We start from the raw sequence: 9,023 nt of genomic DNA, 5'->3' as shown, positions 1-9,023 counted from the left end.
CCCCGGGGAACCAGCCGGGTTCCGAGGCGCCCTCCCCTGGCGGCCCCCGGTTAACCTCGAACCCATGACCAGCGACGACACCGCCCGGCCCCACTCAGCCGCCCGCAGTATCGAGACCCGCCTGGAACTCACGCCCGACCAGAGGGCGGCCGTCCTCGACCTCCTCGACGAGGCCACCCAGGTCGACGGCCAGCCCGCGGTGTCCGAGCAGGGCCGCCTCCAACTCCGCGGCGGCCCCCGCGAGGGCGTCCGCCATCTCCTCCTCACCGTCGGCGACACCCTGGTCGGATACGCCCAACTGGAGGACACCGACCCCGTCGAGGCCCCCGCCGCCGAACTCGTCGTGCACCCCTCGCACCGGGGCCACGGCCACGGGCGGGCCCTCGGTTCGGCGCTGCTCGCCGAGTCCGGCAAGCGGCTGCGCGTCTGGGCGCACGGCGGCCACTCCGCGGCCCGCCATCTCGCCCAGGTCCTCGGTCTCACCCTGTTCCGCGAACTGCGCCAGATGCGCCGCTCACTGGCCGATTTCGACCCCCCGGAGCCGGTCCTCCCCGAGGGCGTCACCGTCCGCACGTTCGTGCCCGGCGAGGACGACGCGGCCTGGCTGGCCGCGAACGCGGAGGCCTTCGCCCACCACCCCGAACAGGGCTCCCTCACCCAGCGCGACCTCGACGACCGCAAGACCGAGCCCTGGTTCGACTCGGCCGGCTTCTTCCTGGCGTTCCGGGGCGATGAACTCGCCGGCTTCCACTGGACGAAGGTGCACGCCGCCGAACAGCTCGGCGAGGTCTACGTCGTGGGCGTCCGCCCCGGCGCCCAGGGCGGCGGCCTCGGCAAGGCGCTCACCACCATCGGCCTGCGCCACCTGGCCGCACAGGGCCTGCCCACCGCGATGCTCTACGTCGACGCCGACAACAAGGCGGCGGTGACCGTGTACGAACGCCTCGGATTCGTGACGTACGAGACGGACCTGATGTACCGCAGCGAAACCTGACGCAACGGGGCGGGCCCGGCGCTCCCCCGGCGGAAGTCGTCCACAGGCAGGGGGCGGTGTGTTGACACCGCCCCCTCTCTTGCACCACCCTTTCACTACTCAATTAGTGAAAGGGTGGTTGTTCGAGTGGTGGAGTACCGCATCGACCGGCGCAGCGGTGTCGCCACCTATGTGCAGATCGTCCAGCAGACCAAACAGGCCCTGCGACTCGGCCTGTTGGAACCCGGCGACAAGCTCCCCACGGCCCGCGAGGTCGTGGAGGCCACCGCCATCAACCCGAACACGGTGCTGAAGGCCTACCGCGAGCTGGAGCGCGAGGGCCTGGTCGAGGCCCGCCGCGGCCTCGGCACCTTCGTACGGAAGTCGTTGGGCGCCCATCCGGTCGACTCCCCGCTGCGCGGGGAGCTGGACCGGTGGACCGTCCGGGCCAAGGAGACCGGGCTCGAACGGGGCGACGTCGAGGCGCTGTTCACCTCCGTACTGGACGAACACTTCAAGGAAGATCAGGGGGACGAGGCATGACCGACACGGCCATCGAGGCGGCCGCACTCGGCAAGAGGTTCGGCTGGCGACAGAAGGGCTGGGCGCTGCGCGACTGCACGCTGCGGCTCCCGGTGGGGCGCGTCTGCGCGGTCGTCGGACCGAACGGCGCGGGCAAGTCGACCCTGCTGGCCCACGCGGCCGGCCTGCTCGCGCCCACCGAGGGCGGCATCAGCGTGCTGGGCACGACGCCGTCGGCGGCCCGCGAACGCATGGCGTACGTCGCCCAGGACAAGCCCCTGTACCCGCAGCTCACCGTCGCCGAGACCCTGCGCATGGGCGCGGAGCTGAACCCGCGCCGCTGGGACGCGGCCGTGGCCGAGCGGATCGTCGAGGAGGGCGGGCTGGACTTCGGCTCCAAGATCCGCTCCCTCTCCGGCGGCCAGCGCACCCGGGTCGCGCTCGCCCTCGCCCTCGGCAAGCGGCCCGAACTGCTGCTGCTGGACGAGCCGATGGCCGACCTCGACCCGCTGGCCCGGCACCAGCTGATGGGCACCCTGCTCGCGGACTCCGCCGAACACGGCACCACGGTTGTCATGTCCTCGCACGTCGTGGCCGAACTCGAAGGCTCCTGCGACCACTTGTTCCTCCTCGGCGGCGGCCGTGTCCGCCTGGCCGGCCCGCTGGACGCGCTCATCGCCGCCCACACCCTGGTCACCGGCCCGACCGGGGACCTCGCCCCGCACACCGTCGTCGAGTCCCGTACGACCGGCCGTCAGATCACCGCGCTCATCCGGCCCGAGGGCCGGATAGCCGCCGGCTGGCAGACCGCCGAGCCGTCCCTGGAGGAGCTGGTCCTCGCCCACCTGCGGGCCCCCGGCGCCCCGGCACTCACCCTCACGGACGAGGGGGACGCCGACAACAGCCGGGGCGGGAACGGCGGGGACGACGACGGCGAGACCAACGGGACGCGCACCCACGGAGCCTCCGTATGAGCGCCGTGACCGTCGTGTCCGCGGGGACATCGGGCCGCCGTCCCGCGCACCCCGCCCGCGCCCTGGCCCGCGCCGTGCTGCGCCCGCACCAGTCGGCCTTGTGGTTCTGGGGGTTGCTGGTGGCGCTCGGCGGCGGCGGACTGCTCTGGGCCGCGGGGCCCGGGTATGACGCCGTCTGGGACGCCTACCTCAAGAGCAACTGCAGGGAGGCCGACTACTGCGACATGGGCCCCGCCTACCAGCACTACGACCTGGTCGTCGGCCTGGCTCCCGCCGCGCTGACCGTGGCCCCCCTCCTGATCGGGGCCTGGGCCGGCGCCTCGCTGATCGGCCGCGAGCTGGAGAGCGGCACCGCGAAGCTGGCCTGGACCCAGTCCGTCACCCCGGCCCGCTGGCTCGCCGCCAAGCTGGCCGTCCCCGCCGCCCTGATCATGTCGGGGACGGTCCTGCTCACCCTGCTGAACCGCCTGGTGTGGTGGCGGGAGGAGCGGCTGCGGCAGGCGGTGGGCACCCGGGACTGGTTCGACTTCACGACCTTCACGGGCAACGGCACCCTCGCCACCGCCTACGCCCTGTTCGCCCTGGCCGTCGGTGTGGTGGCCGGCCTGCTGCTCCGCCGCTCGCTGCCCGCGCTCGCCGCCGGGTTCGCGGGCACGGCCGCCCTCATGGCCGTCCTCCAGGCGAACCGGCACCACCTGTGGCCCGTGACGGAGGTCCGCGCGGCCGCCTCGGAGCCCCTGTGGACCGGCATGCTCGTCGACCGGGGCATCATCACCGCCTCGGGCGACCGGATCTCGAACTCACTCTGCGAGGACTTCGACTGCGGCCGGAGCGACGTCGTCGGCTACTGGGCCCAGTCCCACCCCTCCGCCCACTTCTGGCCCCTCCAACTCGTCGAGACCGGCATCGTCCTCGCCGTCACCGCCCTGCTGGTGCCGGCCGCCTTCCACCTGCTGCGCCGCCGCACGGGAGGCGCCGCGTGACCGCCCTCACGACCACCGCGTCCCGCACGAGAGGCGTCCCGCGCGGACTGACCTGGACGCTGCTGCGCCTGCACAGCGCGGCCGTGTGGTTCTGGGCGCTCCTCGTCGCCGTGGCCGCCGGGGCCCTGCTGTGGGCCGCGGTACCGGGCGGGGACGCCGCCTGGACCGCGTACACCTCGGGGGGCTGCGACAACGGAGTGGTGGACGAGGGCTGCAACCTCAACGCGCCCGCGATCGAGCTGTACGACACGGCCCTGTACCTGGGCTCCGCGATCATCAACATCGCGCCGCTGCTCGTCGCCGTCTGGGCGGGCGCCGCGCTGATCGGGCGGGAGCTGGAGAACGGCACCGCGAAACTGGCCTGGACGCAGTCCGTCACCCCGGCCCGCTGGCTCGCGGCCAAGCTCGCACTCCCCGCGGCCGTGCTCTCGGCCGGCACGCTCCTGCTGGTCCAGCTGCACCGCATGATGTGGGAGGCCCACACCGACCAGTGGGGGACGCGGGGCGTCTGGCAGTGGCACGAGAGCTCGATCTTCATCGCCAACGGCCCCGCCGCCCTCGCCCACGTCCTGCTCGGCCTCGCCGTCGGCGTCCTGGTCGGCCTGCTCACCCGCCGCTCCCTGTCCTCCCTGGGCTACGGCTTCTTCGCCCTGGGCGGTCTGCTGTACGCCCTCGAACTGGCCCGGCCGTACCTGTGGCCGGCGAGGACCGCGACGACCCCGGCCACCGAGGGCCACCCCGCGTACATCGGCATGACCGTCGACGAGGGCGGTATCACCCCCACCGGCGACCGGGTCCCCAACCCCTGCCTGACCAGCGAGAACTGCGTCCTGGGGCGGGACGTCGTCACCCACTACCGCGACTACCACCCCGCGTCCCACTTCTGGCCCCTCCAGCTCGTCGAGACCGGCGTCGTCCTCGCCGTCACCGCCCTGCTGGTCCTCACCTCCTTCCACCTGCTGCGCCGCCGTACGGGGGGTACGTCATGACGACCGCCGTCGCCGCCACCGCCACCGCCGCACGTAAAAGCCCCAGCCCGCGCGGCCTGATCCGGACCGTGCTGCGCGTGCACCGCCCGGCCCTGCTGATGTGGTGCGCGTACGTCCTGCTGATGACCGGCTGGATGCTCTGGGTGCACCACGTCTCGGGGGCGCAGGCGCGCGCCGCGCAGGACATCTGCCGTGCGAACGACGGCGTCTGCGTCGACTTCGACGCGTTCGCCTTCGAGGAGGGCATGTCCATGGTCGGTGCCTTCGTCGCCTACACCTCCTACGCCGTGGCCGCCTGGGCGGGTGCCTCCCTGACCGGGCGCGAACTGGAGAGCGGCACGGCCCGACTGGCCTGGACCCAGTCGGTCACCCCGGCGCGTTGGCTCACGGTCAAGCTGGCGGTTCCCGCCGTCGCCCTCACCGTGGGCACCACGGTGCTGATGCTGGTCTACCGCTGGATCTGGTCGGCGAACGAGGGGGTGCGCAGCGACGAGTGGTTCTACGGCGACCCCTTCGTAAACCGTGGCCCCGCGGTGGTCGCGTACGCCCTGTGCGCGCTGGCCGTCGGCGCGCTGGCGGGCCTGGCCCTGAAGCGGGCGCTGCCGGCGCTGGGCACGGCCCTCGCCTTCATCGTCTGCTTCCACCTGTACCTCGACGAGCGGTCGGACACGCTGTGGCCGGCGAAGACGCTCACCGGCACCACCGCGAGCCGGCTGCCGATGTCGGCCGACCAGCTGGAGCTGGGCGCGGTCACCGGCTCGGGTGCCCGGATCAATGACCTGAGCTGCTTCGACGTCGACACCGACGCCGGCTACGCCAGGTGCATGGCCGACAACGGCTTCACCGACCTGTACGCCGAGGTGCACCCCCAGTCCCACTTCTGGCCCCTGCACCTGATGACCACCGGCCTCGTCCTCGCCGTCACCGCCCTGCTGGTCCTCGCCTCCTTCCACCTGCTGCGCCGCCGTACGGGAGGTACGTCATGACGACCGCCGTCGCCGCCACCGCCACCGTCGCTCCCAAAGGCCCCCGCCCGCGCGGCCTGGTCTGGACCGTGCTGCGCGTGCACCGCCCGGCCCTGCTGGTGTGGTGCGCGTACGTCCTGCTGATGGTCGGCTGGATGCTCTGGGTCCAGCACGTCTCGGGCGCGCGGATACGCGCCGAGCTGGACACCTGCCGAAGGAGGCCGGAGGGCGCGTGCATCGACGTGATGACGTTCAGCCACTCCATGAACGAGGGCTGGATCGGCACCTTCATCGCGTACTCCTCCTACGGCATCGCCGCCTGGGCCGGCGCCGCCCTCGTCGGCCGCGAGCTGGAGCGGGGCACCGCCCAGCTGGCCTGGACCCAGTCCGTCACCCCCACCCGCTGGCTCACCGCCAAGCTCGCGGTGCCGGCTGTCGCGCTGACCGCCGGGACCACCGTCCTGGTCCTGGTCTACCGCTGGTTCTGGTCGGCCGACGAGGTGCTGCGGGGCGACGAGTGGTACTACACGGACCCCTTCCTCAACCGCGGCCCGGCGATCCTGGCGTACGCCCTGTGCGCGCTGGCCGTGGGCGCCCTCGCGGGCCTCGCCCTCCGCCGCTCCTTGCCGGCCCTGGCCGTGGCCTTCGGCTTCGTCCTCTGGTTCCACCTGTACCTCGACGACCACTGGAGCGAGCTGTGGCCCATGAGGACCATCACCGGCACCGTCTCAGGCCATGACCTCGACGCTCTCCCCGCCTCCCACTTCTGGCCCCTGCACCTGATGACCACCGGCGTCGTCCTCACCGTCGCCGCCGCGGCCACCGGCGCCGCCTACTGGCTGCTGCGCCGCCGCACCCGCTGACCGCACCCACCCAACCCGGACCCGGCACGCCCTTCCTACGGGGGGAAGGGCGTGCCGCAGCCATGAACCGGTGCGGGACGGGGCGGGGGCGCACGCCCCCGGGGAACCGGCGGGCCTCCCTGCGCTATCCCGCACGTAAGGTCTCCGTAACCGGCGATTCAGACGACCTTGCGACGCTTCCGCAATGAACCCCGTCCCGCCCGAGCCCTCGCCTCCCCCACGCAACGGCCCAAGCAACGGGAAGAGCGCGGGAAGCGGCCGTCCCGCGGCCACCGCCGCCCACCCCGGCGGCACCGACGACGTCGTCGCGCGGATCGACGCGGACATCGCCGGGAACGCCGTCGCGCTCCCTGTGGCCCTCTCCGACGCGCCTGGGATGCTCGCGGCGCGGAAGAATGGTGCCATGAGCCAGTCCAACGCCCAGGCACAGGTCCAGCACGCGCAGCCGTCCGTCGGCTCCATAGCCGCGCACCGCCCGCACACGGTGGCCGCGGTCGTCTCCGATCTCGAACCCGACATGGACGCCGACCTCGACGCCTACGAGGAGGCGCCGTACGACGGCGACCGCCTGCCGCAGAACCGCTTCCTCGACCGGGAGCGCAGCTGGCTCGCCTTCAACGAGCGTGTCCTGGAACTCGCCGAGGACCCGAACACGCCCCTGCTGGAGCGGGCCAAGTTCCTCGCGATCTTCGCCAGCAACCTGGACGAGTTCTTCATGGTCCGGGTGGCCGGTCTGAAGCGCCGCATCGCCACCGGTGTCGCCACCAAGTCCGCCTCCGGTCTCCAGCCCCGCGAGGTGCTGGAGATGATCTGGGCCCGCTCCCGTGAGCTGATGGCCCGGCACGCCGCCTGCTTCCACGAGGACATCGCCCCGGCCCTCGCCGAGGAGGGCATCCACGTGGTCCGCTGGGGCGAGCTCACGGAGAAGGAGCAGGCCCGCCTGTTCACTCTCTTCCGGCACCAGATCTTCCCCGTCCTCACCCCGCTCGCCGTGGACCCGGCGCACCCCTTCCCGTACATCTCGGGCCTGTCGCTGAACCTGGCCGTGGTCGTCCGCAACCCGGTCTCCGGCCACCGGCACTTCGCCCGCGTGAAGGTCCCCCCGCTGCTCTCCCGCTTCCTGGAGGCCTCCCCCAGCCGCTACGTCCCGATCGAGGACGTGATCGCGGCCCACCTGGAGGAGCTGTTCCCGGGCATGGAGGTGCTGGAGCACCACGCCTTCCGCCTCACCCGCAACGAGGACCTGGAGGTCGAGGAGGACGACGCGGAGAACCTGCTCCAGGCTCTGGAGAAGGAGCTCATGCGGCGCCGCTTCGGGCCGCCGGTGCGCCTGGAGGTCGAGGAGTCCATCGACCGGTACGTCCTCGACCTGCTGGTCCGCGAGCTGAAGATCTCCGAGGCCGAGGTGTACCCACTGCCGGGCCCCCTCGACCTCACCGGTCTCTTCGGCATCGGCGCCCTCGACCGGCCCGAGCTGAAGTACCCGAAGTTCATCGCGGGCACCCACCGCGACCTCGCCGAGGTCGAGTCGGCGTCGCCGCCCGACATCTTCGCCGCCCTGCGCGAGCGGGACGTCCTGCTGCACCACCCGTACGACAGCTTCTCCACCTCCGTGCAGGCGTTCCTGGAGCAGGCGGCCGCCGACCCGGACGTCCTCGCCATCAAGCAGACCCTGTACCGGACCTCCGGCGACTCCCCGATCGTGGACGCGCTGATCGACGCCGCCGAGTCCGGCAAGCAGGTCCTCGTCCTGGTCGAGATCAAGGCCCGCTTCGACGAGCAGGCCAACATCAAGTGGGCCCGCAAGCTGGAGGAGTCGGGCTGCCACGTCGTCTACGGCCTGGTCGGTCTGAAGACCCACTGCAAGCTGTCCCTGGTGGTCCGCCAGGAGGGTGAGACCCTGCGCCGCTACAGCCACGTCGGCACGGGCAACTACCACCCGAAGACGGCCCGCCTCTACGAGGACCTGGGCCTGCTCACCGCCGACCAGCAGGTCGGCGCGGACCTCTCCGACCTGTTCAACCGTCTCTCCGGCTACTCCCGCCGCGAGACGTACCGCCGGCTCCTCGTCGCCCCCAAGTCCCTGCGCGACGGACTGATCGCCCGCGTCAACAAGGAGGTCCAGCACCACCGCGCCGGACGTCCCGCGTCCGTCCGCATCAAGGTCAACTCGATGGTCGACGAGGCCCTGATCGACGCCTGCTACCGGGCCTCGCAGGCCGGGGTGCCCGTCGACATCTGGGTGCGCGGCATCTGCGCGGTACGCCCCGGCGTCCCCGGCCTCTCGGAGAACGTCCGCGTCCGCTCCGTCCTCGGCCGCTTCCTCGAACACTCCCGGATCTTCGCCTTCGGCAACGGCGGCGAGCCCGAGGTGTGGATCGGCAGCGCCGACATGATGCACCGCAACCTCGACCGCCGGATCGAGGCCCTCGTACGAGTCACCGACCCGGCGCACCGGGCGGCCCTCAACCGCCTGCTGGAGACCGGAATGTCCGACACGACCTCCTCCTGGCACCTCGGCCCCGACGGCGAGTGGACCCGGCACTCGACCGACACGGACGGCCAGCCCCTGCGCAACGTCCAGGAGATGCTCATTGACGCCCGGAGGCGCCGGCGTGGCACAGCAACACCTTGACCCCAGGAACTCCACGGCCGTCGCCGCCGACGCCCTCGCCGGGTATCTGCGGGCCCAGGCCACCGGGTTCCTCCGCGCGCTGCGCACCCACCGGGAGACCGGTGGGTGCGCAGCGCGCG

At 72.4% G+C, this 9,023-nt stretch carries 8 protein-coding genes and 1 pseudogene; all 9 read left to right on the top strand.

The window, feature by feature from the left end; genetic code table 11:
- Positions 1-64: 64 nt before the first annotated feature.
- Complete coding sequence (mshD, locus tag AOK15_RS31995) at positions 65-994, top strand: mycothiol synthase (RefSeq protein WP_055521821.1); 930 nt, start codon at positions 65-67, stop codon at positions 992-994.
- A 126-nt stretch (positions 995-1,120) separates the two neighbouring features.
- The gene (locus AOK15_RS31990; protein WP_055521820.1) at positions 1,121-1,516 is read left to right on the top strand and encodes a GntR family transcriptional regulator; all 396 of its coding nucleotides are present in this window, start codon (positions 1,121-1,123) and stop codon (positions 1,514-1,516) included.
- The gene (locus tag AOK15_RS31985) at positions 1,513-2,469 is read left to right on the top strand and encodes an ABC transporter ATP-binding protein (RefSeq protein WP_055521819.1); all 957 of its coding nucleotides are present in this window, start codon (positions 1,513-1,515) and stop codon (positions 2,467-2,469) included. Before AOK15_RS31990 ends, AOK15_RS31985 begins: the two co-directional genes overlap by 4 nt.
- A complete protein-coding gene (locus AOK15_RS31980; RefSeq protein WP_055521818.1) occupies positions 2,466-3,452 on the top strand; it encodes an ABC transporter permease subunit in 987 nt (328 codons plus the stop codon). The genes AOK15_RS31985 and AOK15_RS31980 overlap by 4 nt, the downstream gene beginning before the upstream one ends.
- On the top strand, positions 3,449-4,441 hold the full coding sequence (locus tag AOK15_RS31975) for a hypothetical protein (protein WP_055521817.1): 993 nt from the start codon (positions 3,449-3,451) through the stop codon (positions 4,439-4,441). Before AOK15_RS31980 ends, AOK15_RS31975 begins: the two co-directional genes overlap by 4 nt.
- Positions 4,438-5,427: a hypothetical protein gene (locus AOK15_RS31970; RefSeq protein ID WP_055521816.1), complete on the top strand. Its 990-nt coding sequence runs from the start codon at positions 4,438-4,440 to the stop codon at positions 5,425-5,427. The genes AOK15_RS31975 and AOK15_RS31970 overlap by 4 nt, the downstream gene beginning before the upstream one ends.
- A complete protein-coding gene (locus AOK15_RS31965; RefSeq protein WP_055521815.1) occupies positions 5,424-6,269 on the top strand; it encodes a hypothetical protein in 846 nt (281 codons plus the stop codon). Before AOK15_RS31970 ends, AOK15_RS31965 begins: the two co-directional genes overlap by 4 nt.
- Positions 6,270-6,453: 184 nt before the next feature.
- Positions 6,454-8,904 (top strand): RNA degradosome polyphosphate kinase, encoded by a 2,451-nt coding sequence (locus AOK15_RS31960; protein ID WP_055521814.1) that lies wholly within the window; start codon positions 6,454-6,456, stop codon positions 8,902-8,904.
- Positions 8,885-9,023 (top strand): annotated as a pseudogene (locus AOK15_RS49025) (CHAD domain-containing protein); the annotation flags it as partial. The gene AOK15_RS31960 and the pseudogene AOK15_RS49025, both read left to right, overlap by 20 nt.

The organism is Streptomyces ossamyceticus, from assembly GCF_001418475.1.
GTDB classification, from domain to species: Bacteria; Actinomycetota; Actinomycetes; order Streptomycetales; family Streptomycetaceae; genus Streptomyces; species Streptomyces ossamyceticus.
This window is presented reverse-complemented; position numbering and strand designations above follow the sequence as displayed.